General features: G+C 39.0%; 23 protein-coding genes. 11 read left to right on the top strand and 12 right to left on the bottom strand.

Annotation, left to right across the window (positions count from 1 at the left end):
- Positions 1-95: 95 nt before the first annotated feature.
- From JOC86_RS09465 to JOC86_RS09455, 3 genes are all read right to left on the bottom strand, one after another.
- The gene (locus tag JOC86_RS09465; protein ID WP_239587505.1) at positions 96-1,289 is read right to left on the bottom strand and encodes a hypothetical protein; all 1,194 of its coding nucleotides are present in this window, start codon (positions 1,287-1,289) and stop codon (positions 96-98) included.
- Between the two features lie 54 nt (positions 1,290-1,343).
- Positions 1,344-2,528, bottom strand: a complete 1,185-nt coding sequence (locus JOC86_RS09460) for an amidohydrolase (RefSeq protein ID WP_239587504.1) — start codon at positions 2,526-2,528, stop codon at positions 1,344-1,346.
- Between the two features lie 299 nt (positions 2,529-2,827).
- Entirely contained in the window at positions 2,828-4,141 is a 1,314-nt protein-coding gene (locus JOC86_RS09455) for a helix-turn-helix domain-containing protein (RefSeq protein ID WP_205171228.1), read from the bottom strand.
- 513 nt (positions 4,142-4,654) lie between these two features.
- On the opposite strand from JOC86_RS09455, the gene JOC86_RS09450 reads away from it, so the two are divergent.
- Positions 4,655-5,647 carry a DUF3231 family protein gene (locus JOC86_RS09450; RefSeq protein WP_205171226.1) on the top strand — a complete coding sequence of 331 codons (993 nt, stop codon included), beginning with the start codon at positions 4,655-4,657 and terminating at the stop codon, positions 5,645-5,647.
- Positions 5,648-5,795: 148 nt separating this feature from the next.
- Positions 5,796-6,251, top strand: a complete 456-nt coding sequence (locus JOC86_RS25150; protein ID WP_338021742.1) for a CBO0543 family protein — start codon at positions 5,796-5,798, stop codon at positions 6,249-6,251.
- A 34-nt stretch (positions 6,252-6,285) separates the two neighbouring features.
- Here the strand turns inward: JOC86_RS25150 and JOC86_RS09445 are convergent, their stop codons facing one another.
- The 4 genes from JOC86_RS09445 to JOC86_RS09430 form a co-directional block, all read right to left on the bottom strand.
- Positions 6,286-6,741, bottom strand: coding sequence for a CBO0543 family protein (locus JOC86_RS09445; protein WP_338021751.1), 456 nt, complete (start codon positions 6,739-6,741; stop codon positions 6,286-6,288).
- Between the two features lie 623 nt (positions 6,742-7,364).
- Positions 7,365-8,801, bottom strand: a complete 1,437-nt coding sequence (gene aspA, locus JOC86_RS09440) for an aspartate ammonia-lyase (RefSeq protein WP_205173469.1) — start codon at positions 8,799-8,801, stop codon at positions 7,365-7,367.
- A gap of 323 nt (positions 8,802-9,124) precedes the next feature.
- Positions 9,125-10,084 (bottom strand): alpha/beta hydrolase, encoded by a 960-nt coding sequence (locus tag JOC86_RS09435; protein ID WP_205171224.1) that lies wholly within the window; start codon positions 10,082-10,084, stop codon positions 9,125-9,127.
- Positions 10,084-10,710: a GNAT family N-acetyltransferase gene (locus tag JOC86_RS09430; protein WP_205173468.1), complete on the bottom strand. Its 627-nt coding sequence runs from the start codon at positions 10,708-10,710 to the stop codon at positions 10,084-10,086. Before JOC86_RS09430 ends, JOC86_RS09435 begins: the two co-directional genes overlap by 1 nt.
- Before the next feature lie 514 nt (positions 10,711-11,224).
- Between JOC86_RS09430 and JOC86_RS09425 the strand changes: the two genes are divergently transcribed.
- Both JOC86_RS09425 and ald read left to right on the top strand, forming a co-directional pair.
- Positions 11,225-12,454, top strand: coding sequence for a PucR family transcriptional regulator (locus JOC86_RS09425; RefSeq protein WP_205173467.1), 1,230 nt, complete (start codon positions 11,225-11,227; stop codon positions 12,452-12,454).
- 123 nt (positions 12,455-12,577) lie between these two features.
- Complete coding sequence (gene ald, locus JOC86_RS09420; RefSeq protein ID WP_205171222.1) at positions 12,578-13,711, top strand: alanine dehydrogenase; 1,134 nt, start codon at positions 12,578-12,580, stop codon at positions 13,709-13,711.
- A 272-nt stretch (positions 13,712-13,983) separates the two neighbouring features.
- Here ald and JOC86_RS09415 read toward each other — a convergent pair whose 3' ends face one another.
- The 5 genes from JOC86_RS09415 to JOC86_RS09395 all read right to left on the bottom strand — a co-directional run bounded on the left by JOC86_RS09415 (position 13,984) and on the right by JOC86_RS09395 (position 19,395).
- On the bottom strand, positions 13,984-14,229 hold the full coding sequence (locus JOC86_RS09415) for an MBL fold metallo-hydrolase (RefSeq protein WP_205171218.1): 246 nt from the start codon (positions 14,227-14,229) through the stop codon (positions 13,984-13,986).
- Positions 14,230-14,581: 352 nt separating this feature from the next.
- Positions 14,582-14,776 carry a hypothetical protein gene (locus JOC86_RS09410; protein WP_239587502.1) on the bottom strand — a complete coding sequence of 65 codons (195 nt, stop codon included), beginning with the start codon at positions 14,774-14,776 and terminating at the stop codon, positions 14,582-14,584.
- Between the two features lie 195 nt (positions 14,777-14,971).
- Positions 14,972-16,291, bottom strand: a complete 1,320-nt coding sequence (argH, locus tag JOC86_RS09405) for an argininosuccinate lyase (RefSeq protein ID WP_205171215.1) — start codon at positions 16,289-16,291, stop codon at positions 14,972-14,974.
- 30 nt (positions 16,292-16,321) lie between these two features.
- Positions 16,322-17,857 carry a Na+/H+ antiporter NhaC family protein gene (locus JOC86_RS09400; protein WP_205171212.1) on the bottom strand — a complete coding sequence of 512 codons (1,536 nt, stop codon included), beginning with the start codon at positions 17,855-17,857 and terminating at the stop codon, positions 16,322-16,324.
- A 233-nt stretch (positions 17,858-18,090) separates the two neighbouring features.
- On the bottom strand, positions 18,091-19,395 hold the full coding sequence (locus tag JOC86_RS09395) for a helix-turn-helix domain-containing protein (protein ID WP_205171209.1): 1,305 nt from the start codon (positions 19,393-19,395) through the stop codon (positions 18,091-18,093).
- Positions 19,396-19,757: 362 nt separating this feature from the next.
- On the opposite strand from JOC86_RS09395, the gene JOC86_RS09390 reads away from it, so the two are divergent.
- From JOC86_RS09390 to JOC86_RS09360, 7 genes are read left to right on the top strand one after another with little or no spacing between them, the layout of a single operon-like run.
- Positions 19,758-20,408: a GntR family transcriptional regulator gene (locus JOC86_RS09390; RefSeq protein ID WP_205171206.1), complete on the top strand. Its 651-nt coding sequence runs from the start codon at positions 19,758-19,760 to the stop codon at positions 20,406-20,408.
- Positions 20,409-20,451: 43 nt separating this feature from the next.
- The gene (gene mdcH / locus JOC86_RS09385; RefSeq protein ID WP_205171203.1) at positions 20,452-21,384 is read left to right on the top strand and encodes a malonate decarboxylase subunit epsilon; all 933 of its coding nucleotides are present in this window, start codon (positions 20,452-20,454) and stop codon (positions 21,382-21,384) included.
- Positions 21,385-21,421: 37 nt separating this feature from the next.
- The gene (gene mdcA / locus JOC86_RS09380; protein ID WP_205171200.1) at positions 21,422-23,080 is read left to right on the top strand and encodes a malonate decarboxylase subunit alpha; all 1,659 of its coding nucleotides are present in this window, start codon (positions 21,422-21,424) and stop codon (positions 23,078-23,080) included.
- 13 nt (positions 23,081-23,093) lie between these two features.
- On the top strand, positions 23,094-23,987 hold the full coding sequence (locus tag JOC86_RS09375; protein ID WP_205171197.1) for a triphosphoribosyl-dephospho-CoA synthase: 894 nt from the start codon (positions 23,094-23,096) through the stop codon (positions 23,985-23,987).
- Entirely contained in the window at positions 23,968-24,279 is a 312-nt protein-coding gene (locus tag JOC86_RS09370) for a malonate decarboxylase subunit delta (RefSeq protein WP_205171194.1), read from the top strand. Before JOC86_RS09375 ends, JOC86_RS09370 begins: the two co-directional genes overlap by 20 nt.
- Positions 24,257-25,951: a biotin-independent malonate decarboxylase subunit beta gene (locus tag JOC86_RS09365; protein WP_205171190.1), complete on the top strand. Its 1,695-nt coding sequence runs from the start codon at positions 24,257-24,259 to the stop codon at positions 25,949-25,951. The genes JOC86_RS09370 and JOC86_RS09365 overlap by 23 nt, the downstream gene beginning before the upstream one ends.
- The gene (locus JOC86_RS09360; protein WP_205171165.1) at positions 25,942-26,583 is read left to right on the top strand and encodes a malonate decarboxylase holo-ACP synthase; all 642 of its coding nucleotides are present in this window, start codon (positions 25,942-25,944) and stop codon (positions 26,581-26,583) included. Before JOC86_RS09365 ends, JOC86_RS09360 begins: the two co-directional genes overlap by 10 nt.
- Positions 26,584-26,591: the final 8 nt, after the last annotated feature.

Genomic DNA, 26,591 nt, shown 5'->3' with positions numbered 1-26,591 from the left:
TTCAAAAGGTAGATAGAATGCACCCTTTCTCTTTGTGTACATGTATGCGTAGAAAGCGGTTAAGGACTTGACACAGAGGCTTTGTAACAAAACGTCTACAAAGTTTTGATTAAGATGCTCGCAATTACGACGGATCCCGCTGTTACAGTTGTAAATCCACCGACTAAAATTGGGGTTAATATTTCATTTAATATCCTTTCTTCTTCTTCTTTATTCCTGCCGACGCTTCTACTGATTTCTTTACAAATAAGGTAATCACCAGGGAACCCCACTGTAGCTGTCAGTGCGACAGGAAGACCTTTTAAAGGATCCCATTTAAACAATTTTGAACCTATGAATCCGCCCATTAAAATCCCTAATATTCCGATAAATATTATTAAGAATGTTTCAGGAAGATAACCAATAAACATACTGAATGTAGTTTCATTCATGGTGGCAATAATCATAATGACGAGTCCAGCCATCCCGACTGTGAAAGCGTTAGCACGTTCCATAACACGGTCTGGATAAAAACCAATCAATCTCCCACCAATCCCGAGAGCTAACGCCCACAGACTATATGGTATACCAGTAAGTTGATCTAATACCACGGCAATGGCCCCACCAATAAATAGCTGGAAAAGAAGAACAAGCTTGGTTTGATATTTTTCCGGAATCCATGTGGAATTTTTCCCCGCTACTTTTTCTGTATCGAAAACTTTTTCTACACCTACTTCCAGCGTGGAAGCTGTATAGGTTCCGGCATCTCCTGCATTCCGAAACTTTAATGCATAACGACGTAACAAATTTGCGGAAAGAGGCATACCAAACAGTGATTGCAATGATAGTATTAAAGCAGATATGGTTACCAGACTTGTTAATCCCACTTCTTTTAGCCCTTCAGAGGTTACAAGAAAAGCGATCATTCCTCCAGTAAGTGGCCCAGCTCCAGCAACAGCGATTTTATAGTTATATACCATTGTAATCAAAAGTAGAATGAGACCAGCACCAAAGATAATTCCTATTAAAGAAATGGTCACGGCCTTCCATTGACTACGAATAGCTTTCAAAGGAATCAACGTGCCCATGTGAATAATGATTGGTGCTGTTCCTAATACAATACCAACCTCAATAAATTTAGAATCTCCGATTAGATCCTGTGGTAGAATACCCGTCCAAATTAACAATAGATAACCTATTATGGCAACAAGGAACATAGAAACCCTTGCTCTTGTAAATACAGAAATCATTTCACCTACAGCGATTAATGCCAAGATAATCACTGCTGCTACGACAGGTTCATGGATCATTTTTTTCACACCCCTTTGCCTTCCTATTTTTTTGGTTAGAAATAAATTACATTTTTATTTATTTTCCGACTCCGCCAGTAATCTGAAAGAGGTTTGAACAAACAATTCGACACCCCTTTCTAATGCATCTTCATCAATGGAAAAACGCGGGTGATGGTGTGGGTAGATCATTCCCTTTTTCTGATTTCCAGCCCCAACAAAGATGAAACAACTTGGCACTATGTCTGAAAATGCGGAAAAGTCTTCGCCGTTCATAAGCGCCGGTAGCTTCAGCAAAGTATCTTTTCCCCATACATCAATGATGGTTTCCTCGATTACTTCTCTTACATAATCGTCATTTACAACGGAGCTGTAGCCAAAATGATAATCAAATTCGAATGAGGCATCATGGGCTTCCGTAACCCCTTTAACAATCTTTTCAATTAAACTTGGAATCTGTTGACGGAGTTCCGGATTAAGGCTTCGTACAGACCCGCTTATGGTTGCGATATCAGGAATCACATTGTAAGCGGTTCCACTATGAAACTTCGTCACGGATACTACTAGCTTATCGAGCGGATCAAGATTTCTTGAAACGATATGCTGAAGGTTGTTAATGACTTGTGATCCAACTGCAATTGGATCAACCGTTGCATGAGGCTCAGAAGAATGGCCGCCCTTTCCTTGAATGCGAAGGTCAAATGTATCAGACCCTGAGGTAGCCGGTCCATGACAAATCGCCATTTTCCCAATCTCAATAGGCGAGCATAGATGAATCCCAATAACATGATCCACCCCATCCAATACACCAGCTTTCACCATTTCTTGTGCACCACCTGGAAATAACTCTTCAGCGTGTTGAAAAAGAAATCGAATTTCCCCTTTAATGTGTTCTTTTAATTGAGTTAACAGTTTAGCTGCGCCAAGCAGCATCGCCGTATGCCCGTCGTGTCCGCAAGCATGCATGACACCTGGGTTCTGTGACACAAAATCAAAGTCATTCTCCTCTTCAATTGGAAGCGCATCCATATCTGCTCGCAATGCTATCACCTTCCCAGGCTTAGGACCAATTAAACGAGCCATCACACTCGTTTTTGTTGGACGTGTAATTTCTAAATCACCAAATGTTTGAAGCATTTCATAAACAAATTGTGCTGTATTTTCTTCCTGATAAGACAGCTCTGGATACTGATGAAAATATCTCCGCCATCCAATCACTTCCTCTCTAGAAGCCTTGATTAAATGATGAATTATCGTCATTTGAGACACCCTTCACAACTCCCTTTTTTTCAAACAAATTATATACCCAACTCTTTTTAGGTTATATTAAGGAAAAAATTCCTTAAATGGAGTATAATATTTCACAGCTTAAATTTCAACAAATTTCTGAATAATCGAATTAGAAAATCACCCGGCTAAATTTAATAGGGTTGTCCCCAAACCAAGGTGTCAGGAACTACAACCTATATATAGAAGGACCCGCAAAACATAGTCGTTCATAGTGATTCCGGACCCCTTTTAACAGAAATGAATAAAAAAAAGCACCCTAATCTGGGTACTTATAACAATCTATAAATTTTACTAGGCCTCCCACGGGTGGGGTGTGCCTTTTCGCCAACGCATTGTGCCAATTCAACTTCGCACATACTCGCAACAATGCGCCGAACATTACGCTCTGTCATTTCAAGATGTGTCGCTAATTCCTTTGTGGTAAATTCGCGCCATCCCATTCTTCGAATAAGAGCTACTATCTTTTTATACGTTTTCACACCGATATTCCCTTTTTTCAGCTTTTCGAGAAGCCGTTCATTATAGGTACGGCTGGTATAGTGTAGCTCTTTTTGTTTGCCTGGCGATTCAACAATCTTCCCATCATCTTGAACAATTACAATTTCTCGCTTCTTCATCTCTTTTGAATGTTGAATAGCACGAAAAGCATTGGTTTCCGCCGAATAGGCAGTCTCACCAAAACCAATTCCAACAGCGACGGGTGTACCAGCTTCAAAAGCTAAATTTTGGATGGTATCTTCAAGTGTATTAATTTCTTGTTCAATGGCGCCGCGGGAACTAAAAATCATGTAGATCCCGTTTCCTTTCTCTGAAAAAGAACCATTTATTTTTTGACAAAGTTGTATCAGCATTTCTTTTAGCCGAAGTTCTAAGTATTGTAAGTGATAAGGGGTTTTCATTTCCTCTGCTACTCTGTTAAAATATTCAACTTCAATGATTTCGACTCCAATTTGTGTATCTTTAAAGTAGGAGGCCTTAACTTTTTCATAAAGAATCCGAAGCGTTTGTTGAATTTCCATCTTACTGATTGACATCCGATAAGCTGGAACTCCTTTTTCCCTTAATGCTTCACACACGGATGGGAAACAAGAAAAAGCCCCTTCTGTTTTTCCCTCATTCCATAAGTTCAGATGAAAATGTAACAAGTCATTCAGATCAACATCTGCCTCAAACACTTTCGTATGAATCTTTAAGGGTTTTATATTCAGCTGTGGTACAGCTTCTTCGACGATATTGATGGAGGACATTGCATTTAGTGACATCGCATCAATACTTAGCTCCTTAATAATTTTTCCTTGTTCATAGATCATCTCTAATAGGGAATGATAAAAACCTGATTCTGTAGCAGGAGCATGGACCATGATTTTATCTGTACCTATAGTTTTTTTCGCTATTTCATAAGGAATTGGACCAGAAAAAAGCCAGGCATGTACATAAGAATTATTTTCCTCTACCATTTTCTTTATTTCGTCGGTTGTTACATAGGGAAAAGAGATAAATTCCAACTTATATTTATATTCTTCTGCAAGCTCTATGATTTGTTCTATAGAAGTTTTTAGACCGACTAATCCAATTTTATACATTTATATAATCGACTTCCTTTATCAATAGACTCTCGGCGATCGTTCATAAAGTACTCTTTTATCACTCAACACGCGTTACCACTTCATATTGCTCGTAGGATTTATTCACCGTAAAACTAAACGTACTTTTTGTACATTCTATATTTCTCTTGACTCATCGTTTCTATTTTCATTTACTTAATGGAATATGACAGCAACTCTGTCTTACCCCAGCAAAAGCATGTACATATAATTCTAACTTTTTTACTATCATATGTCTCTATTGTTAGTGATTTAAAGTCCAGCTAAGTTGTAAATATTCCAGAAAAGGGCGCCATTCTTTTGTATATAAGGATGACCTTATAATACTCAACAATCAAAAAGAAATCTTCAGCCTTTTATGTTTTGGATTACTTCAATTAACCGAAGAATTAATAATAGAATCTACCATTTAATTTCACTTAGTTAATTAATACTTTCAGGAAAACTGGTGAATATAAGAAATATATCCATTTTTAAAATAGGAGCTGTACTATGCACTTAGATAACCATCGATTAACATCACCGGAAATTTCAAACTTATGGGTCCATTACACTCGTGAGACCATGCAAATTTGTGTCACCAAGTACATGTTAAAAATTATTGAAGACCCTGAAGTCCATAAAATTTTTGTAAAGGCTCTTGAGTTTTCGCAAAATCATGTAAAACGATTGAGGGACCTTTTTATCAAGGAAGCTTTCCCCATTCCTAAAGGGTTTTCTGATGAGGATGTTAATTTAGAGGCACCTCCATTATTTACAGACAAATTCTGTATTCAATATATTCATACATTGTCCATGCACGGGGCACAAGCATATAGCCTCGCTTTTAGTTGTTCTATTCGTCAGGAAATTAGAGATTTTTATTATCAATGTAATATCGATACGATGAATCTCTATAACAAATCGATAGAAGTTCTATTATCGAAAAAACTTTATGAAAAACCACCGCTGTATACGAATCCTGACGATGTACAATTTATTAATAAATTTCAATATATTACGGATGTTCTAGGGAAACCTAGAGCATTGAATTCAATCGAATGTGGCAATATTTTTTTTAACTTACAAAAAAGTATGGTAGCAAAAGGAACTTTCATCGCTTTTCAACAAGTAGGGAACGACAAAGAGGTTAATCAAGTTCTTCAGAAGTGTATAAATGCTGCAAACAAGCATATTGGAAAGTTCTCTAACCTGTTACTTAATGAAGATCTTCATTCTCCTCGTTCACTTGAATCAGAAATTACGAATTCCAAAATTGCGCCATTTTCCGATAAACTGATGTTATTTCATTCAGGATTCCTTGTGGCTGTTGCAGTATCTTATTATGGAACAGCAGCTGTAGCTTGTTTAAGAGCGGATATTGCGATGGGTTGTGAAAAGGCCATTATGGAAGATTTAATGCTTCTTGCTAGCTTTAGTAAAACGATGATTAAGAAAAAGTGGATGGAGCAGCCCCCAGAATCTAATGATCGAAAGACCTTATAGTAATAGAGTTTTTGAAGGATATTACATATTACAATGAAAAACTTTAAACAAGTATAGCCCCGTCCTAATGCGGGTTAAAGGAAGATTATTTCATTTTTGAAGGGAAAATTATTCATGTAGAAAATTATAGATAGAGGGTCATAGATCTATGGAAAGACTAATTTTGTGGTTCCTGCTTATCGTTGGGATCGTCCTATTGATTTTTAGTTTAAGAAAACCACCCATCAAAAATTGGATTTTAATTTTCTTGTTGACCTCTTATTCCTCAACATTCCTTGGTGTCCTTGTTGTCGAAGAGAAAATGCTCGAGTATCCTATAAGATTTTTAAGTAAATATTACACATCAAGCTTTCTTTATGAGTATCTCCTATTTCCAGTTGTTTGTATTTACTTTTATCAATCAACATATCAGTCCAGCTATCTCTATATGGTTTTAAAATGTCTATTCTACACATCCCTTTTAACTATGATTGAAGTCTTTTTTGAGCGGTATACTGATTTAATTGAATACCATACATGGACATGGCTACACACATTTATAAGTACCTTTTTTCTAATGATGTTTGTCCGTATCACTATACAAGCTATTAATAAAAAGGAGTAGATCCGATCGCACATAGGTTCAAGTGTTTTTTCTTCTATAAATAGTCAAAAACAATTAAGTAGAACACAGCACAAATGACTGACAGAATTAATGCCCAAAGTTTGTGAACATGATGAAGCCTTACCATAGGAAACATGATCATGACAAATAAAAATGACCATCCAAAATGCCATCCATTATGATAAGAAATGAGACCAAAATGTTCACAGGCCCACTCTACTAACAAAAAAAGAAACATCCATTTTAGTGTATAGATCATTTGCCTTTTAAAACCACTTGGGTAATTTGACAAAAAAAGCATCGCTATAAGAGGGTTAATGATAAGATTGTGTACAAAATGAACATTCATCAGATTAAAAAAAGGACCTTCTTCAAGTTCCCACAAATGGAAATGACTATGAGATATAAACTCATAAAGAAAGGTTAATAAAGATATGTATAGCATTGTAGGATAGTATTTCTCCCAGTTTCTCCAGTCACCTTTCTTAATAGAAAAAAATAGAACGACAATCCATGAATCTACTACCCCTGTAAGAAAACTATATCTTTGTTTTAGTATGGGTATAAGGAGTATTTTAAATGAATGTAAAAATATGTAATGCAGAACATCCTATTAAGACAAGGTTATTATTAAAAATAAAGTGGCGAAAAAGCTAATTTTGCTACAATGATCGTTAATCAAACGTTTGATTAAAAAGATAAAACTTCTCCTCTATGGTAAAGGGTTCACTCGAGGGGGAAAAAAAGGAAAAATAACTGACTCATTCACAAGTTATTAAAGGGTTTTTGTCTTTCATCGGATATGTGAAGGAACTTTCGAATGCTTTCCTAACTGGTTTAGGCCTTCATCGACTTCATGAACGACCTTTCCCCTGCTTTTCCAAGTGGTTTGGGCCTTCATCGGCTTTATGAACGACCTTTCACCAATTTTTCTTCGACCTCATGAAGGACCGTTCTAATGCCTTCCTACCAGGTTTTGGCCTTGATCGGAGTCGATTATCGTACCTAATTTATTGGATTAACTTTTCCGCTTTATCTTCCTTCCTCTCCTCTTTTTAGAAAAAGTAGTTAAAAAAACTCCCTTTACCTTAAATACAGGCAAAGGGAGTTTTTTTAATCTCCTATTAGTTCCTCTCCAGCTATCCCAGGATGGGTCATTTCATATGGATCTAAAATACGATTTAATTCTTCTTCCGTTAAGACATCATATTTTAAGCAAAGTTCCCTTACTGATTTTCCCGTTAAAATGGCTTCCCGAGCAATACGAGCGGCAGGCTCATAACCAAGATGCGGATTAACGGCTGTAATCAGTCCCACGCTTTCTTCTACATATTTCTTTAGTCTCTCTTCATTTGCTTCAATCCCGGCCAAACAATGATCTATGAATGAACGGAAGGCGTTATTCATAATGCTTATCGATTGAAGCAGGTTAAAAATAAGGACGGGTTCCATAACATTTAATTCAAGCTGTCCAGCCTCTGAGGCAAGGCAGATGGTATTATCATTTCCGATTACTTGGAATGCTACTTGGTTAATAAGCTCTGCCATGACAGGGTTTACTTTCCCCGGCATGATCGATGAGCCTGGCTGGCGTGCTGGCATGTTAATTTCATTTAAACCTGCTCGAGGACCAGAGGCCATTAAACGTAAGTCATTAGCGATTTTGGACATATTCATCATGCATACTTTAAGAGCCGCCGAAACCTCAGTATACGCATCTGTATTTTGTGTCGCATCAACAAGATGATCCGCCCCGACTAATGGGAAGCCGCTAATTTCCGCTAAGTGTTCAACGACACGTTTGATATATTTAGGGTTCGCATTTAAACCTGTACCAACCGCTGTTGCTCCCATGTTTACTTCATAAAGATGTTGACGAGATTGACCAATTCGTTTCATATCACGCTCTAGCACACGACTGTAGGCTTCAAACTCTTGCCCTAGTCGAATCGGAACAGCGTCTTGTAAATGAGTCCGCCCCATTTTAATAACAGAATCAAATTCCTGTGCTTTTTGACGGAACGTATCAAGCATATGCTGCATCGTTTCTAGTAAAATTTCAAGATGGGTAAGCGTTGAGATATGAATGGCCGTTGGAAACACATCGTTTGTCGATTGTGACATGTTAACGTGAGTGTTTGGGCTTAGGCTGAAGTAATCGCCTTTTTCCTTCCCAAGAATCTCAAGCCCACGATTAGCGATAACCTCATTAGCGTTCATATTAATGGATGTTCCTGCCCCGCCTTGGATGGGATCAACGATAAACTGGTCATGGTAGTCACCATCAATAATTTCGTCTGCTGCTTGAATAATCACCTTCCCAAGCCCTGAATAAAGTCGACTTACGTCCATATTAGCAAGCGCTGCAGCTTTCTTTACAATAGCAAGAGCCCGAATCAGCTCTTTGTCGATGCGATATCCCGTAATAGGAAAGTTCTCAACCGCACGTATTGTTTGAATACCGTAGTACGCCTGATCAGGCACCGGTTTTTCTCCTAAAAAGTCTTTTTCTATTCTGACATTTTCTTGATTCATTTTTAAATCCTCCATTGAACTCTTAGTTGAAGTGTTAAGGATTGTACATACTTTTTCACTTTCCATTTATCATACTCACCATACCACTTAGAAAAAAAATAGCAACAAGGAATGACCTATTTTTACACTGGATCTTACAGGAGATTGGAGAAAATTCGCAGTTCGAGGGTTATTGTAGGGGTAAATTCCTTTTAAACCTTTTTAATAAGCAGGGCTGACTCTAACAAGGTGCCAGGTACTATAAACTTATATATATGGATAAGTAAAATAGTTCCAAACCCTTTATGGGACAGCCCCTAAATTTTTAACTTATTCGATTAAAGCGAGCTATTCTTATTTCAGTTATGCAGCAATTCCCGAAATTTCATTGTCATTTCTTCTAGTGCTCGTTTCGCTCCATCTACCGTTCCAATCATATTGATGAAACTATGGACCAGATCATCATAATGCAATAGTTCCACGTCCACGCCCGCTTCTTTTAATCGCTTGCCAAACGTTAAACCTTCTTCTCTAAGAGGGTCAAATTCAGCTGTAACGAGTAAAGTCGTTGGTAAGTGTTTTGCACATGAAACCTTAAGAGGTGAAGCGAATGGTTCTAAGCCTTCTGAGGAATCGTTCAAGTAGTGGCCCCAAAACCATTTCATCTTCTCATTCGTCAGATTGAACTTGTAATTTGCCTTGTAGGATAGTGTGTCAAAGCTGTAATCCATTACGGGGGTAATCAGGAATTGATGGGACAGCTTGAATTTTTCATCATCTTTGAAAAAAATAGCTGCTGCGGCTGCTAGGTTTCCACCAGAGCTTTCCCCTCCAACGGCAATCCGTGTCAGGTCCCCATTCCATTTTTTTATGTTTTCAAATGTCCATTTTACGGACTCGACTGCATCAAGAAAGGCAGCTGGATACTTATGTTCAGGAGCCAAGCGATAACCAACGGAAATGACGACGATACCAGCCTTATTTGAGAAATACCGGCAGACATTATCCGCACTATCCAAATCCCCAAACACCCAGCCCCCTCCATGAAAATAGATGAGTACCGGGAATGGCCCTTCACCTAAAGGAGTGTAAATTCGTATCGGTAATACATGGCCATTTGTAGAAGGGATCGACGTATTTTCAACGGTTACACCGCTGACCTGAATCGGTGTGAAATAACTTCTTGCAATTTGATAAAACTCCCTTGATTGCTCTGGTGTCAGAACATCTAAAGGTGGATGGTTTAGTTCAACCATTTTTTCACTAATGGACTCAAGTAATTGAATTACTTGCGGGTTGACCGCTGTTTTTACCGCCATCAGACCAATTCATTCCTAAGTTCTGTCATTCTGTTCACCATTTCTACCTGAATATTGTTTTCTTTTAGTTTTTCCTCAACGGCTTGTCTCTCTCCAATGATTAAGGACGCCTTCTTTTGCTGTAAGTCGATCCTGCCTACCACTTTCCCACCTAATTTTTTCAAAATCGGGATGACAATTCGGTTGCGGATATCCGGTTCTCCAATGATCCGGTTTGCCCCATACTGATCAAATAAGAAGATAATCATCGCTCTTATGATGGAAAGACCATCTTCTTTATTTAGAAATGAGCGTGATCCGATTAACAAGTGCATTCCTAAATCACCTTTTTGAACATTGTAATACTCCCGAATCGGATCGTCATGGACCGAGTAAGCAATCAGATAACAAACAGGGGTTCCATTAAATGTACCAATATAAACATCCTTATGTTCCGCTTCGATTGATTTATGTAACCATGTTTGGAATTCAGGTCTAGGCAGATCGAGCTTCCAAAACGGGGCAATATGTTCTTGGTGCATCCATTCATAAAGCATGTCTGAATCTTGATCATAGTCAACTAGGCGAAATGTAAAACATTCCACTGCCTCCCCATCCGTAACAATAAATTCCGCTTCATTTTTCATTTTGAGCAATAGTTTCTCCCCCACCTCATAATTAATAATGATTATCAATATCAACTATTAATGATTATAAGGGATATAGCCCACTTTATAAAGCCCATATATTTTAAAGAAAATGGACGATTAGAAGTCGGCCTTTTCGATCTATTTTCCAGTGACCTGTACACAAATTTAGCGATAATCGATACATTTGGCATTTCCCCCGATAATTAGATTATTGTTATTCATGAGCTAGAAACAGCCTATGTAATAACATCCACGCAATCATTGTAGTTAGCCGATAATAAAAGATCCTCATGGACCTATTCAAGCTGGAAAACATATTGGAAATACACCTTATTTTTATAGTAAGTTAGAGAAAGAAGGAGAAAGCTTTTATGGTAACAAGAAGTCTACTCCCATATGGTGACTTATTACGTTATAATTTTGTTGATTTGTATAAATCATCTCATCACAACGCTCATAAGAATATCAATAAATCAATTATATAGATAAAGAGGGATTTTAAATGGCGTATATGGAGAAGGATCCTTTCAAGTTAAATTTTGATAGTTTAGATGAATTCGCTGATTTCGTAAGCGAGGTTCTTCAATGTCCCATTACAATAGAAGATGCAAACCATCGGTTAATCGCTTACAGCACACATGATGAAAGAACAGACCCAGCGAGAATCTCGACTATTATCGGACGCCGTGTTCCGGAAAAGGTCATTAACAACCTTTGGATAGAAGGAGTCATCCCCGCTCTTTTAAAAAGTCGTGAGCCCATTCGTGTCAAAACCTTGGACAAAATCGGTTTAGGGAGAAGAGTTGCGGTTTCTATCTGGCAAAAAGAAGAGGTGTTAGGCTTCATTTGGGCTTTAGAAGTGGAGAAACCCTTGAATGAGAAAGATTTAGTTTTATTAAAGCAAGCAGCTGATGCAGCTAAGAATAAACTTTTACAACACCAAGCCAGAAAAAATAAAAAAGAAGAACATTTTCAAGAATTCTTCTGGAAGCTGCTTACCGGTCATTTCCAGTCCAATAAAGAAATCATGGACAATTTCCATAATTTTCAAATCCCGCCCGCTTCTTCTTTTGCTGTTACGGTACTTCAGTTCGAAGAAGATATCATAAACGAAGAAGAAAAGCAGGCTTCCTACCTTTTACAAACGAATCAAAGCTTGAAGATTGCTCTTTATACGATTAACCATCAATACTTGATTTTACTAATTTCCCTTCATCAGATCGAGCAGCCTTTAAACAAATTAAATGATTTTGCAGAGACTTTTGTCCAGAAGATGGAAGAGAGATTTGGAGTAAAGTCCATTAAACCAGCGTATAGCAGTATATACAGTGACTATCAAAAAGTGGAGAAGGCGTACCGGGAAGCACGAACTGTGTTATCGATGAAAGAAAAGTTCCCTTCTGAAATAAAAGAGATTCATGGTTATCAAAATCTAGGTATTTATCAATTCATCGATGTCCTTTTGGAAAAACGAACAAATGACGACTACGAAAACCATGCCCTAAAAAAGCTTCTAGAATATGATGACAAGCATAACAGCAATCTCATCGAATCTCTTGATGTTTTTCTAAATAAGGACAACAATGTGAAAGAAGCAGCAAAAGCCTTGAATGTTCATATGAACACGCTGAATTACCGACTTAAACGGATCAGTGAAATTGGGGAGATTAATTTGAAGGATCCCAATCAAAAGATGACGCTCTACCTTGACCTCAAGCTTAGAAAGTTTAAGGAAGGATAAACGTTTTGTGAAAAATAACAAAAACTCGTGAAAACTTTCTCCTTTATTAACAAAGAAAAAGGGAAAAAAACCTTATATACTGAAGTGACAAAAGTTACAAAATGTATAGGAGGAATTCACGATATGATTATAGGTGTACCTGGTGAAATTAAAAATAATGAAAATCGCGTTGCCCTTACTCCTGCTGGGGTAGTATCATTCTTAAACGCTGGCCATAAAGTAGTAGTAGAAAAAAATGCAGGACTTGGAAGCGGCTTTACGAATGAAGATTATCTAAATGCTGGCGCTGAAATAATTGAAAGCGCTTCAGATGTATGGGCTCAAGCTGAAATGATTATGAAAGTAAAAGAGCCACTTGCAAAGGAGTACGAATACTTCCGTGAAGGGTTAATCTTATTCACTTACTTACATCTAGCAGCTGAGCCTGCTTTAGCACAAGCTCTTAAAGATAAAGGCGTTATCTCCATCGCATACGAAACCGTTGAGGTAAACCGCACTCTTCCACTTCTTACTCCAATGAGTGAAGTGGCTGGTCGTATGGCTGCTCAAATCGGTGCTCAATTCTTACAAAAAACAAACGGCGGTCAAGGGATCCTCCTTGCAGGTGTCCCTGGTGTAAGCCGCGGTAAAGTAACGATTATCGGCGGCGGTGTCGTCGGAACAAACGCAGCGAAAATGGCTATCGGCTTAGGCGCTGACGTCACCATCATCGACTTAAACGCTGACCGTTTACGCCAATTAGATGATATTTTCGGTAATCAAATCAAAACATTAATGTCGAACCCATTAAATATCGCCAAAGCGGTGAAAGAAGCAGATCTATTAATCGGTGCGGTATTAATTCCAGGTGCTAAAGCTCCTAAGCTTGTGACAGAAGAAATGGTCCAAACCATGAAGCCTGGCTCTGTTATCGTAGACGTTGCGATCGATCAAGGTGGAGTTGTTGAAACATGCGACCATGTGACAAGTCATGATCATCCAACATTTGAAAAACACGGCGTTGTTCACTACTCTGTTGCCAACATGCCTGGAGCCGTTCCAAGAACATCGACAATCGCTCTAACAAACGTAACCGTTCCTTACGCGTTGCAAATTGCAAACAAAGGCGTACTCAAAGCCATTTCTGAAAATGAAGCACTAAAACTAGGTGTCAACGTAGCAAACGGTGAAATCACCTATGAAACCGTTGCAAAAGACCTTGGTTACGACTACATGACCGTTGAAAAAGCACTAGTAAAAGACTTTGCTACCAACTAATCATTTGTTATAACAACCGCCACTTAAGAGCCAATCTTGAGTGGCTTTTTATTTACTGATCGGTAGGATTCCTGGCGGGAAGACCGCTGAATGGAAGCTGGGGGCTCTAATGAATGTGGTAATGCACAACTTTTTGATTTTATGCACAAGAATGATTTTGAAATGCACGGGAATCAAAATTCATGCACGAAAGTGACTTGGAAACACACTTGATTTCAAATTTAGCACATGCTAATAAGTAGGAGAAAGTGTAAAACTATCATTAGGAACAATCAAGTTGCTTCTATGTTCTCCCGAAAGAAGGAATCGCCAGCAATAAGAACTCTACTTTTCTTCAAATAAAGGCTGATATACCCAGGAGTGTGTCCAGGAGTAAATACAACCTTCATTCCACCGAAATAGGCTGATTCTTTGCCATCCGATAAGAGAGCATCAATGTTGGCTTTTGGCGGATTTTCACAAAGCTCACGCATTATTTTGGATTGGTCCTCTGGAAGGGAGTCTAAAATCGTTGCCATACTTTTAGGATTGGTTTTGAGTGTAAAAAATGTTTGTTACCCCTGCTCCTTAACAGAAAGAAGACTGACAACCAACCACCCTCACAATATTCAGTTGCACCTCTATTTTAACTTGAACAACTGTTCTATTAACCTAACAACCTTCGACAAAATTCGAGCGGTAGCTAACCACCTTAGATAGTATTGATTTTATAGGTTGATCAGAAAGGGGCTGTCCGAAAAGCATGAAAAACTGAAATTCAAGAATGTTGACATAGCAGTTTTCATTAACAAGTAATAGGGCATCCAATAGCCGAAAAATCGACTTATTCGACTTCCCCTCTATCTTTAAATCACCTCCTTTTCAAAGCCCTTATTCAAACATCCCTTTATTAATCACTTCATAATCCTTCACAAACCGAATTCCACTTGCCCATACATCACGGACATTTAGCTTTTCGTCCAGCAAAACAAGGTCGGCATATCCATTTTCTGCGATAATCCTTTTGCTGGGTTGATCGTGAATGGTCTTAACACTTGAAAGCAGATAACTTGTAGATAAAGTCACTCAGTTGAACCACATCTACATAGTTTTTTTAGAATACTAAAAAGTAGTAATCATCGAGATAAGTAAATTAAGAATGTTGCTATAGTAAATGACTGTAATTCCGTATGAATCGTAAAAGAGACAAACAAAGGAAAAAGACCCATCAAAAAGAGGTGATGAGTCTTTTCTAAAGAAATTATTAACAGACTAAAAAAATTACGTTACCAACAATTTTTTAATACCCCTATTCAAGCTATTTTGGTAATCAATATACTCATAAATATCTTCATCAATAACCGCACTAAAAGACGTTAATTCTTCTAACGATAAATCCTCTATCCCTTTTTCATTGTCCTCACAATAAATGACGATTTCGCCGACTACGCCATGTGCATCCCTAAATGGTACGCCTTTTTTCACAAGATAATCGGCTAAGTCTGTTGCATTTAAAAATCCTTTTTTTACGGCCTTTTTCATGTTTCCTTTGTTCACTTTCAAGGTAGCAATGATTTCGGACATCATTTCCAGGCAAGACAATGTCGTATCCAATGAATCAAAAAACGGTTCTTTGTCTTCTTGCATATCTTTGTTATAAGCTAATGGCAAACCTTTCATCGTCGTTAATAACGAAATTAATGAACCGTATACACGGCCGGTTTTTCCTCTGATTAATTCTGCAGAATCTGGGTTTCTCTTTTGAGGCATGATGCTGCTGCCGGTAGAATAAGCATCATCGATTTCGATAAAGTTAAACTCTTGACTGCTCCAGAGAATAAGCTCTTCACTCAGCCTGCTAAGATGCATCATGATGATGGAAAAGCACGACATTAATTCCAGTAAATAATCGCGATCACTGACTCCATCTAAGAGGTTGTTAACTGGTTTTTCAAAGTCCAATGCTTTAGCAGTCATACCTCGATTAATCGTATGGGTTGTACCAGCTAAAGCTCCGCAGCCAAGTGGACTTTCATCCAATATCGACATAGCGTTCTTGATTCGTCTTTTATCGCGATCAACCATTTCATAATAGGCCATCAGATGATGCTTGAACGTAACCACTTGAGCTCTTTGTAAATGGGTATACCCCGGCATCATAACCGGATTTTCATCTGCTTTCATTTTTAAACTATTCTGAAGGAATTCAATGGCTTCCACCACTTCAGCCGATTTTTTCTTCGCATATAAGCGCATATCTACAGCCACTTGATCATTTCTACTTCTTGCCGTATGAAGTTTCTTCCCAGTTTCGCCGATTATCTCAATCAAATTTGCCTCTACAAAACTATGAATATCTTCATAATCACCGTCTATTAACAGATCTTCATTTTCAATATCGGATAAAATCGAATGTAATCCTTCACTGATTTTATTCCCTTCCGTTTCAGTAAGAATTTCACTCCCCACCAGCATTTTAATATGGGCAAGACTACCCGTTATGTCTTCATAGACTAATCTTTTATCAATAGCTAATGAGCTGTTAAAGCTCTCCATTAATTTATTTTCTTCCTTTCGAAAACGCCCGCCCCAAAGCTTCACAACTATAATCCCCCTCTAAACAAATATACTTTAAGCTGAATGGTTTTTATCATATAATGGAGTCCTTCGATTGTAGATTTTGGCGAAAAGAATAACTCCGATAACCATTAGGATCACCGCGATAAATATAGCCGATTCGTAACCCACTAACCCTCCAACTACTAAGGCAATGATGGTGATGGCCCCATTAAATAATGCATAGGGAACCTGCGTTTTATTATGATCTTTATGATCAGAGCCAGCACCGGTTGAAGATAAAATCGTTGTATCAGAGATGGGTGAACAATGATCACCAAAAATCCCTCCTGAAATAACCGCCCCAATGCAGGCGTACATGGATACATCTAGATGGAAAGCTAAAGGAATCGCTAAAGGGAGCATAATCGCAAACGTTCCCCAGGAAGTTCCGCTAGCAAATGACATACAAGCACCTACGACAAATATAATCGCTGGGATCAGGAATAAAGGAATATTCCCGTCCATTATTTGAACAATATATTTCGCTGTCCCCATCTTGTCGAGGGCTGTTCCAAGCGACCATGCAAGGACCAATATAATGAGAATATCCATCATTCTTTTCATACCGGAAAAATAAATTTCAAACGCCTCAGCTATTTTCTTCACTTTGTATAGAGTCATTAAAATAATGATGGACAACCCTGCAAATAAATACGCTGTCGTTAAAGCCACCCGAAAATCATTTCCATCAATTTTTTTAAATGGAAATCCAAGTGGAATTAACAAACCGACAATGGTGACGATTAGCACTAGAATGGGAAGCCAAACTAGAATCGGCTTACTACTTGTCTCCTTGATTTCCTTGAACGCTTCCGATTTACGCATTGGTTTAGAATCAGGCCAATAGATTTGCCCTGTTTCCCTAATACGTCTTTCCGCTTTTGCCATTGGTCCAAAGTCGAGCTTCGTGATCACGATTAAAGGAACGATTAGGACAGCCAAAACTGGATAAATATAATAAGGAATGGAATGGATAAACGTATCCCATCCTGATTCCGTTATATCCAAACGACCGTACTCTGTATTGATGAGTCCGATTATATACACACCCCAGCCAATAAAAGGAATCATAACAGAAACAGGTGAAGCCGTTGAGTCAATAATCCAAGCCAACTTTTCCCTTGATACCTTAGCTTTGTCAAAAATCGGTTCGAATACGGGACCAATAATTAGTGGTGTACCAAGCTCAGAGAAAAAAATCGCTATTCCACCTAGCCAGGCGGCCAGTTGAGTCTGAACCCTGTTCTTGATGACACTTGCAATCTTAGACGCAAAAGCAGCTGCTCCCCCCGATTTTTCCAAAAGGGCTACAAAACCTCCGATAAATACTAACAACACTAAAATTCCTGCGTTATAGCTATCCGTGATTTGGACAAAGAAATAATCGCCAATCACCGTTTTCACTGAGTCTAATGGATTATAATGCGACAAAATTAAAATACCTGAAAATAAACCTAGAAATAATGAAATAATGACATTCCTTGTACAAAGCGCCATCACAATGGCAATGATAGGAGGAATTAAAGACAGCACCCCCATATGATCCATACACTACACCCCTTTTAGCATATTCTTCTTAAAAATGATGACTTACACCCTTTAAACATAAACCCTCCCCATGATTAGTGATAAAGCGAATAAATAACCATCACCCCTACTATTCGGGTTCATTAAGGATAATTACCCTTAATTATATTTAAACAATTCTCTTTTTTCAAACAATTTTTAAAAAAATAATGAAAGCATCACCGCCACCTGCGATGATGCTTTTCGTTTATGGATTATATTGGATAACCTAATCGATACATTTTACTTGGTCGACCTCGTGACGATAAGGACTTTTCGCCAATATACTTCAATAAGCCAACCTCACTTAATGAAGCCACAATCCTGCGGGTATTTCGTTCTTCCAGCCCGAGGTGAGCAGCAAGATCCCCAGTAGTAAAGCTCGTCCATCCCCTTGTTTTAACCAAGGCAATCATTTTATTATATGCCTTAAAGCTTACATTTGCTTTTTTAAGTCGATTGAGAACTTCCTCGTCGTTCATGTGGTTCGAGTAGACCAACTCTTCTTCGTCCCCTGCTGATTCAACGACCGTTCCATCCTCTTGAACGATGATGATCTCCCCGCCTGATTTTTCTTTAGCATGTTGAATGGCCCTTAATGCATTCACCTCTGCAGAAAACACCGTTTCTCCATATCCAATACCGGCTGCGACGGGAGTTTCCGAATGAAGGGCGATTTGCTCCACAGCTTCCTTCACCAATCCGATTCCCCGCTCGATCGCACCTCTTGTGCTAAAAATAACATAACGACCATTCCCTTTTTCCATTAAAGAGCCATCTAACGTATCACAAAGTCTTATCAATGTCTTTTTCAAATCCAATTCTAAATACTGAAGATCATATGGCCTTTTCGCCTTTTGCTTAATTTTATCAAAGGATTCGATGTCGATAATGGTGACGCCGATTTGAGTATCTTTAAAATAAAAGGTTCTCACCTTTTCCGCCAGAACCCGAAGCGTCTGACGGATTTCTAATTGGCTGGGGGTATACCAATAAACCGGAACCCCGGCGGTTTTTAATTTTTGATAAACCCCCTCAAAGCAAGTAATCGCCCCTTTTGTCTTGCCTCTGTTCCACAAATCAAAATGGAAATGAAACAAATCATCGGCATACGTATCGACATTATAGGTTTCTACATATACTTTTCCTACTTGAAAATCTAACTGGTCCATCGTCTCTTTCAGTTCATTACTGGCCAACTCATCAAGACTCACGTCATCCACAAAGCTCCCCTGGTAAAAAGCTAATTGCAAAAAGCACTTATAAAGACTCGCCTCCGTGTGCTGGGTATAGACCAGATGTTCATCTGAATCTAACACACCCTTGGCAATCAGATAGGGAAGCTTACCAGAAAAGAGCCAGACATTCACCTCATGGTCATGCTGCGAAACTATTTGACGAGTCTCTTGAAACTCCGCATAAGGATAAGGAATAAACTCCACTTCTTCACCAAATCCTTCAGCCATAGAAATCATCCGCTCGACGGAGGCTCTAGGACCCACAACTCCGATTTTATACATGTATGATCATCTTTCCATTCTTTGTCTTAATTTTCTTAATTGATAGTTTTGATTATAGCATATTGGCGGCTGGATGAAGGGTTATGGTAATTACTCTACTTATTTACATCATCGCTTGTTTATAAAGAGAAAGATGAATAAGACACTCTAGCAAAACTTTTCCGGTAGTGGTTAGTGTGTCATATCATAACCCCCGCTTCTTTTTTAAACACTTCTCTCACCAGCAAACTATTCATAGTTCTTCCTAAGTATTAAAATAAAAAAGTCGCATTTAAATTTTCTTAAAATATTGAATAATTCAACAACAAGGTATACAATTAAATCGACAGTCGACAATATGTTTTTTAAAAGGAGAAAAAATAATGAACTCGTTGAAACTTACTAATAATGCATTATCCAATCATATAGCGGAACATATTACTGATCAAATAATCAAAGGAGAACTTGCTCCTGGTGAAAAACTAATTGAACACAGTTATGCAGATGAATTCGGAACCAGTCGCGCCCCAGTTAGAGAAGCTATCTATCTTCTTGCCATTGAAGGACTTGTGGAAAGAATCCCGAGAAAAGGGGCGATTGTAAAAGATTATACCAAGAATGAAATCTACGACCTTCTTGAAATCAGAGTAATGTTTGAATCAATGGCCATGGAACGTATCCAACGAAACGGGGTTAACGAAGAAGTTCTTCATAAAATGTGCCAATCCCTGCAAGAGATGAAAAACTATACGGATCTTCATCATTATACCCAACTAAATCATTCCTTCCACATGTGCATGATTGAAATGAGTAAAAGTGAAACGATTAAAAATATGTATTCCCGTCTTGGTTTACCTTTATTTAGAATTCAAACCTTGTCTTTCACTACTGAAGGAAATATAGAAAAGTCTATTAAAGAACATGAGTTAATTATCGACTTATTAAAAAATAAAAAATTAGAGGAAGCAGCTACAGTCTTAAAACAACATAATGAAGACGTTATTACTAGTATTAAAAGAAAGTTGGACTATTAACGTTAAAAAATGAGCAATAAAGACTTGAAAAAGGATGATATTGATGAAGCTGGCTTTTTTATTTCCAGGACAAGGTTCACAAAAAGAGGACATGCTGCATTATTTACCTAAACACCCTGTTGTTGATGAAGTCATCCAACAAGCTAGTATTCTATTGAATGAAAGTGTATTTAATTTGGATTCACGGGAGGCTTTGACTTCTACCCTCTCCGTTCAGCTATCCTTGTTGGTTTCCTCCGTAGCGGTTTCTAAGCTACTGGAATCGGAAGGAATAACCCCGGATTTTGTTGCGGGTCATTCTGTAGGAGCTTTTAGTGCAGCAGTAACAGCTAAAGTTATTGGATTTCCTGATGCACTAAAACTAGTGAAATTAAGAGGAGAACTGATGGAGAAAGCCTACCCTTCTAGTTATGGAATGGGTGTGATTACGGGATTAAGTGAAAAGGAAATTAAAAAAATAATAGCTACCTATTCCACCAAAGATAGTTCCGTTTACGTGGCAAACTTAAATTCACCTTGCCAAACAACCGTTTCAGGCTCAATTATAGGAATCAAAAAGACCCTTCACTACGCAAAGGAAAATGGTGCTAAAAGAGCGGATCTCCTTAATGTAAAGGTTCCCTCCCATTCCCCGTTACTTCAATCTGTTTCGGCTGTCTTGTATGAAGCTCTAAGAAAAGTTCATTTTCAACACCCAGTTATACCATACTCATGTAACCGGACAGCCCGTCTATTGAGATCGTCTGGTGACATTCGGGATGATCTAGCATTCAGCCTTTCTCATCCTGTTAAGTGGCATGACGCCACTTCTTTACTTTATGAACATGGAACAAGGCTGTTTATTGAAATGAACCCCGGTAACGTCCTTACCAAATTAGCAAGGAAGGCTTTTCCTCAAGCTAGAGCGGTTTCAGTTGAAGAAGATGGATTAGAGAATACGTCAGTTTTAGCGCAACGTTTTTTCGAACAGAGATAAAAGGAATGATTACTCATACATGAAAGGGGTTAGGATAATGGGATCCATACATGCAGGAGTTCAGAAACGTTCATGGAAGACCCGATTAGAGGCAAAAGAGAAACGAATAGCGCAAATGAAAGACATCACTAGAGATAACATTATTCCAACTAATAGAATCGTAGAGGCTCTGGAAAATCTGATAACGCCGGGTGATCGTGTTGTCTTAGAAGGAAATAATCAAAAACAGGCAGCATTTCTTTCGGAAGCTTTGTCTCAAACAAACCCAAAGAAGTTATATGATTTGCACATGATTATATCCAGTATCTCACGTCCGGAACATTTAGACCTCTTTGAATTAGGAATAGCCAAGAAAATCGACTTTTCATATGCAGGTCCCCAGAGTCTCCGAATGGCACAAATGCTTGAAGATGGAAAACTAACAATGGGTGAGATCCATACGTATGTGGAGTTGTACGGTCGGTTGTTCATTGATTTAATCCCTTCTATTGCCTTAGTGGCAGCAGACAAAGCAGACAGTGCTGGGAATCTATATACTGGCGCCAATACAGAAGAGACTCCAACACTTGTGGAAGCAGCAGCGTTTCGTGATGGTATTGTGATTGCTCAAGTGAACGAATTAACAGACGAGCTTCCACGGGTTGATATACCTGGGTCATGGATTGATTATGTTGTGGTTGCGGATAAACCGTACCAATTAGAACCTCTTTTTACAAGAGATCCAAGGCACATTACGGATATTCAAGTGCTTCAAGCCATGATGATGATCCGCGGCATTTATGAAAGACATGAAGTACAGTCCTTAAATCATGGAATCGGTTATAATACCGCAGCTATTGAGCTATTGCTTCCTACATATGGGGAATCACTCGGTTTGAAAGGGAAAATTTGTAAACATTGGGCTCTGAACCCCCATCCAACCTTAATCCCTGCCATTGAAAGTGGATGGGTAGAAAGTGTTCATTGCTTCGGCGGAGAAGTGGGGATGGAGAAATATGTCGAGTCTCGCAGGGATGTATTTTTTACCGGTCGCGATGGCAGTCTGCGCTCCAACCGGACACTATGCCAACTTGCTGGACAATATGCAGTTGATTTATTTGTTGGTTCTACTCTACAAATTGATCGAATGGGAAATTCCTCCACTGTCACAAGTGGCAGACTCGCAGGATTTGGAGGGGCACCTAATATGGGACATGACCCCGGTGGAAGACGCCACTCTACTCCAGCCTGGTTAAATATGATGACCCATGATGATCCACTTGCACGGGGAAGGAAATTGGTTGTTCAAGTAGCGGAAACCTTCCAGACAGGCAATAAACCAGTGTTTGTTGAATCCTTGGATGCGCTGGATGTTAAGAATGATACAGGTTTGGCAACGACCCCAATCATGATATATGGAGAGGATGTCACACATGTTGTAACAGAAGAAGGAATTGCTTACTTGTATAAAGCAACTAGCATAGAAGAACGCAAACGAGCTATTGAAGCCATCGCTGGCGTAACACCTATTGGTCTCAAACACGATGTAAAACGGTCAGACAAATTGAGAAAAGAAGGGCTAATTGCCTTGCCGGAAGACTTAGGAATTCGCCGTACAGACGCAAAACGGTCACTCTTAGCTGCAAAAAATGTAGCAGACCTGGTGGATTGGTCGGAAGGTCTTTATGAACCACCAATGAAATTTAGAAGCTGGTAAAAAGGAGGGTACGATGATTGAGAATAATGCGCAACAGTTTAGTTTACACCTTTCAAATTTAGCAGTGAAAGCTTTGATTGAGGAAGCAGAACTTACCCCAAAACCAGGGCTTGTTGATAAAAAGGATTCAGGCACACACACAGATATGACCTTAGATCTAATGATCAAATCAGCTTATGGACTTAGTTCTACTTTCAGATCAATTGCAGAAGCAAGTTATAAGGAGAAACCTTCCCTATCCTTGCGGGAAAAGATTGCTGCCATTGGACGAAGTGGAGAAGCCACTATGTTTAAGACAACAGGTGGTATTAATACTCATAAAGGAGCGATTTGGGCTCTTGGGTTGCTTGTTTCTAGCGCAGCAATGCACAGGAATGACACCATGGAAACCATCGTCCACTCTGCAGGAAGGCTTGCTCGTTTTCATGACCGTCATCAACCCAAAATCCAGACTAATGGATTGCGTGTTAATGAAAAATACGGGGTGTTGGGTGCAAAAGGAGAAGCACTTCTTGGATTCCCGCATATTAGAGAATTTTCTTTTCCTATCCTCCATGACTCAAGAACTAAAGGCATTTCGGAAGATTTATCAAGGTTGAATGCTTTGCTATCCCTAATGGCAAACATTGACGATACATGTATTTTACACAGGGGTGGGATGGATGCCTTATATCATACAAAACAGCAAGCGAAAGAAATACTAGAAAGAGGACTGGAGTGGGATGCTGGACACTGGGTGATTTTAGAAAAACTAGATCACACACTTCATTTATTCAACGCTTCTCCGGGTGGAAGTGCTGACCTATTGGCTGCTACATTATTTCTTGATTATCTTTACCAAGAAAAAACAATCAGATATGAAAAAAAATCCATTGGAGGGAATCCTATTGGAAGTCTTAACCTATAGCTTTCCAGCAACCAAAAAAATTGAATCACAAGCCCACATAGGAGTAGTGGGATCAGGGGATTTAGAAATCATCATGAAACCTTCTGACAAGGAGTATACAGAGGTGACCATCCGAACTGGCACCACCGGATTTAATGACACATGGAAGTCTGTATTGGAGAGATTTTTTTCTCAAAATGAAGTATCAGCAAAAATAAAAATTAATGACTTTGGAGCAACTCCCGGAGTTGTCTCATTAAGATTAGCACAAGCATTGGAGGTGAGCTGTAATGTTGACTCCATTAAGAAATAGTCTTGTGGAATGTACAGGTCGAGAAAGAGCCCGTGTATTATGCGATGATGGAACATTTAAAGAATTATTAGGTCCATTCGATGAAATGGAGTCTCCACACTTAGTGCAACAAGGAATTGTTCCGCAGAGTGATGATGGTGTCATTATTGCAAAAGGTGAATTAAACGGGCAACAAGTATTAATTATTTCTATTGAAGGGAATTTTCAGGGCGGCGGAATTGGAGAAGTATCGGGTGCGAAGATTGCCGGTGCCTTGGAGCTCGCATTAAAGGAAAATAAAGCTGGGGTGTCTATCTACCCTATTTTTATATTTGATACTGGGGGTGTAAGACTTCAAGAAGCAAACTATGGATTACTGTCAATTGCTGAAATTGGCTCGGCCATTGTAGAGCTTCGTTCTTTTGTACCTGTTACAGGAATCATTCCAGGTAAAATAGGTGCTTTCGGTGGTATGTCCATTACTGCTGGATTGTGTAGTGCCTTAATCATGACTCGTGAAGGACGTCTTGGGTTAAATGGTCCTGAAGTCATTGAGCAAGAAGCAGGGATCCGTGAACTCGATTCGATGGACCGGCTAAAGATTTGGAATTCAGTCGGCGGCAAACAAAGAGTGGCAGCAGGATTTGCCGAAATAATGACGGAAGATGATGTTCAAATGATCAAGGATGCGATTCTTTCTATTATAAAAAAGGGAACCAATATGACACCAAAAAGTTCTCAAGTAGATCGTTTTCTTGCTTTTCTAGGGTTGGTCGAACCCTCTTTGCCTCTTGCACCCGAAGATGTCCAAAGATTGTGGAGAAAATCAAATAATTCCTTTTCCATTCGCCAACAAAATCGATCAAATAATAATAAAAATCAGATGACAAGTAGAGGCGGAAAATGGTTTAGTTTATTAGCCAAGGGCTCAGAAAATATAGGTGAAATCCCTTCCGTACTTTGTGCCGATACTTTTATTGGCAACAAACCTATTCGTTTTTTAGCCATTGTTCCTAATGAAATCAATCGTTTTCCAAGAGCCCGATCCGGGGAATTTGGCCTTGAAGAAGGATGGGTGCTGGCTAAACATATTCGTGAAGCCATTGAAGAGGATCAACACGGGGAAAAGCGTGCCATTGTAGCAATTGTTGATGTACCAGGTCAAGCTTACGGATATCGTGAAGAACTTCTAGGTATTCACCAAGCTTGCGCTGCCGCTGTAGATGCCTATGCCTCTGCAAGGTTAGCAGGTCATCCAATCATTGCCTTTATCCCTGGAAAAGCCATTTCAGGCGCGTTTCTTTCACACGGCTTACAAGCGAACCGTCTTCTCGCATTAGACGATGAGGGTGTGAATGTACATGTAATGTCTAAACAATCTGCAGCTAGAATTACACAACGGAGTCTATCGGAGCTTGAAGAAGCAACCAAAAAAGTGCCAGCGATGGCTTACGATATTCAATCCTTTGAAAAGTTAGGATCCCTCTTTGAATTAATAACGAAGGTTAATGCTAATCATCCAAATAATGAGGATCGTCAAATGATAATCAAAAAAATCAAGAATGCAATCGAGGATATTGAAAATAATCCAAGAGACTTGAGCCACAGACATAGCTCATCCTACGATGGTGAACCGCATGGGAGGGCAGGCTCCATATTAGTCAGACAAAGGTTAGATGAACAATGGAATTAGCCCCTCACGATTTATTAGAAATTTCAGATTCATCAGATTTGGTTATTCATTCACCGATGCCCGATTGGGTGAAAACTTCCTTAGACCGTGCCCCCTTTGTTGTTGTTCGTCGGGCACGCGCACCAAAAAACCAAATAGCTGTAGGAATTAGAGGAAAACAAAGGAATCAGAGGTTTGCCGCTTTTCTTCCTAAAAGTCAATTCATAAGAAAAATAACACCGGAACAACTAACCGAGAATCAACGATGGAAACAACATCATCGCTATAAAAAAGTGCAAGCTTTTATATGTCTTAATAGCATAGACCGTTTACTTCAGCACTATCAGTTTCTTTGGGGACCCACGGGAAGCGTCGGATTTGAACTTGCAAGCGGAAAGGAAACCGTCACACCTGAAAGCGACATCGATTTAATTATTCGGACCCCCCACCGCTTAGAAAAAAATTTGGCTCAATCTATCCTCCTTGAATTTCAAAAAAGCGAAGTAAGAATTGATGTGCAAATGGAAACACCTGTGGGAGCTGTGAATTTATTTGAGTATGGAAAAGCAATAAGAGAACCTGTATTAGTCAAAACCCAGAATGGACCTCTTCTAATAGAGAACCCTTGGATTCTAAATGAAGTCGACAATTGACTTTCCGT

Source organism: Rossellomorea pakistanensis, assembly GCF_016908495.1.
Classification (GTDB): domain Bacteria; phylum Bacillota; class Bacilli; order Bacillales; family Bacillaceae_B; genus Rossellomorea; species Rossellomorea pakistanensis.
This window is presented reverse-complemented; position numbering and strand designations above follow the sequence as displayed.

What these genes read in the sequence shown, in the direction of transcription:
- JOC86_RS09430 (WP_205173468.1), bottom strand. Translation starts at nt 10,710, where the DNA reads ATGAAAAATGAAGCGGAATTTATTGTTACGGATGGGGAGGCAGTGGAA.
- JOC86_RS09425 (WP_205173467.1), top strand. Translation starts at nt 11,225, where the DNA reads ATGGAGAAGGATCCTTTCAAGTTAAATTTTGATAGTTTAGATGAATTC.
- JOC86_RS09460 (WP_239587504.1), bottom strand. Translation starts at nt 2,528, where the DNA reads ATGACGATAATTCATCATTTAATCAAGGCTTCTAGAGAGGAAGTGATT.
- JOC86_RS09365 (WP_205171190.1), top strand. Translation starts at nt 24,257, where the DNA reads ATGTTGACTCCATTAAGAAATAGTCTTGTGGAATGTACAGGTCGAGAA.
- JOC86_RS09375 (WP_205171197.1), top strand. Translation starts at nt 23,094, where the DNA reads ATGATTGAGAATAATGCGCAACAGTTTAGTTTACACCTTTCAAATTTA.
- JOC86_RS09450 (WP_205171226.1), top strand. Translation starts at nt 4,655, where the DNA reads ATGCACTTAGATAACCATCGATTAACATCACCGGAAATTTCAAACTTA.
- JOC86_RS25150 (WP_338021742.1), top strand. Translation starts at nt 5,796, where the DNA reads ATGGAAAGACTAATTTTGTGGTTCCTGCTTATCGTTGGGATCGTCCTA.
- JOC86_RS09435 (WP_205171224.1), bottom strand. Translation starts at nt 10,084, where the DNA reads ATGGCGGTAAAAACAGCGGTCAACCCGCAAGTAATTCAATTACTTGAG.
- JOC86_RS09395 (WP_205171209.1), bottom strand. Translation starts at nt 19,395, where the DNA reads ATGTATAAAATCGGAGTTGTGGGTCCTAGAGCCTCCGTCGAGCGGATG.
- JOC86_RS09415 (WP_205171218.1), bottom strand. Translation starts at nt 14,229, where the DNA reads ATGGCAACGATTTTAGACTCCCTTCCAGAGGACCAATCCAAAATAATG.
- ald (WP_205171222.1), top strand. Translation starts at nt 12,578, where the DNA reads ATGATTATAGGTGTACCTGGTGAAATTAAAAATAATGAAAATCGCGTT.
- mdcA (WP_205171200.1), top strand. Translation starts at nt 21,422, where the DNA reads ATGGGATCCATACATGCAGGAGTTCAGAAACGTTCATGGAAGACCCGA.
- mdcH (WP_205171203.1), top strand. Translation starts at nt 20,452, where the DNA reads ATGAAGCTGGCTTTTTTATTTCCAGGACAAGGTTCACAAAAAGAGGAC.
- aspA (WP_205173469.1), bottom strand. Translation starts at nt 8,801, where the DNA reads ATGGAGGATTTAAAAATGAATCAAGAAAATGTCAGAATAGAAAAAGAC.
- JOC86_RS09400 (WP_205171212.1), bottom strand. Translation starts at nt 17,857, where the DNA reads ATGGATCATATGGGGGTGCTGTCTTTAATTCCTCCTATCATTGCCATT.
- JOC86_RS09455 (WP_205171228.1), bottom strand. Translation starts at nt 4,141, where the DNA reads ATGTATAAAATTGGATTAGTCGGTCTAAAAACTTCTATAGAACAAATC.
- JOC86_RS09360 (WP_205171165.1), top strand. Translation starts at nt 25,942, where the DNA reads ATGGAATTAGCCCCTCACGATTTATTAGAAATTTCAGATTCATCAGAT.
- JOC86_RS09390 (WP_205171206.1), top strand. Translation starts at nt 19,758, where the DNA reads ATGAACTCGTTGAAACTTACTAATAATGCATTATCCAATCATATAGCG.
- JOC86_RS09465 (WP_239587505.1), bottom strand. Translation starts at nt 1,289, where the DNA reads ATGATCCATGAACCTGTCGTAGCAGCAGTGATTATCTTGGCATTAATC.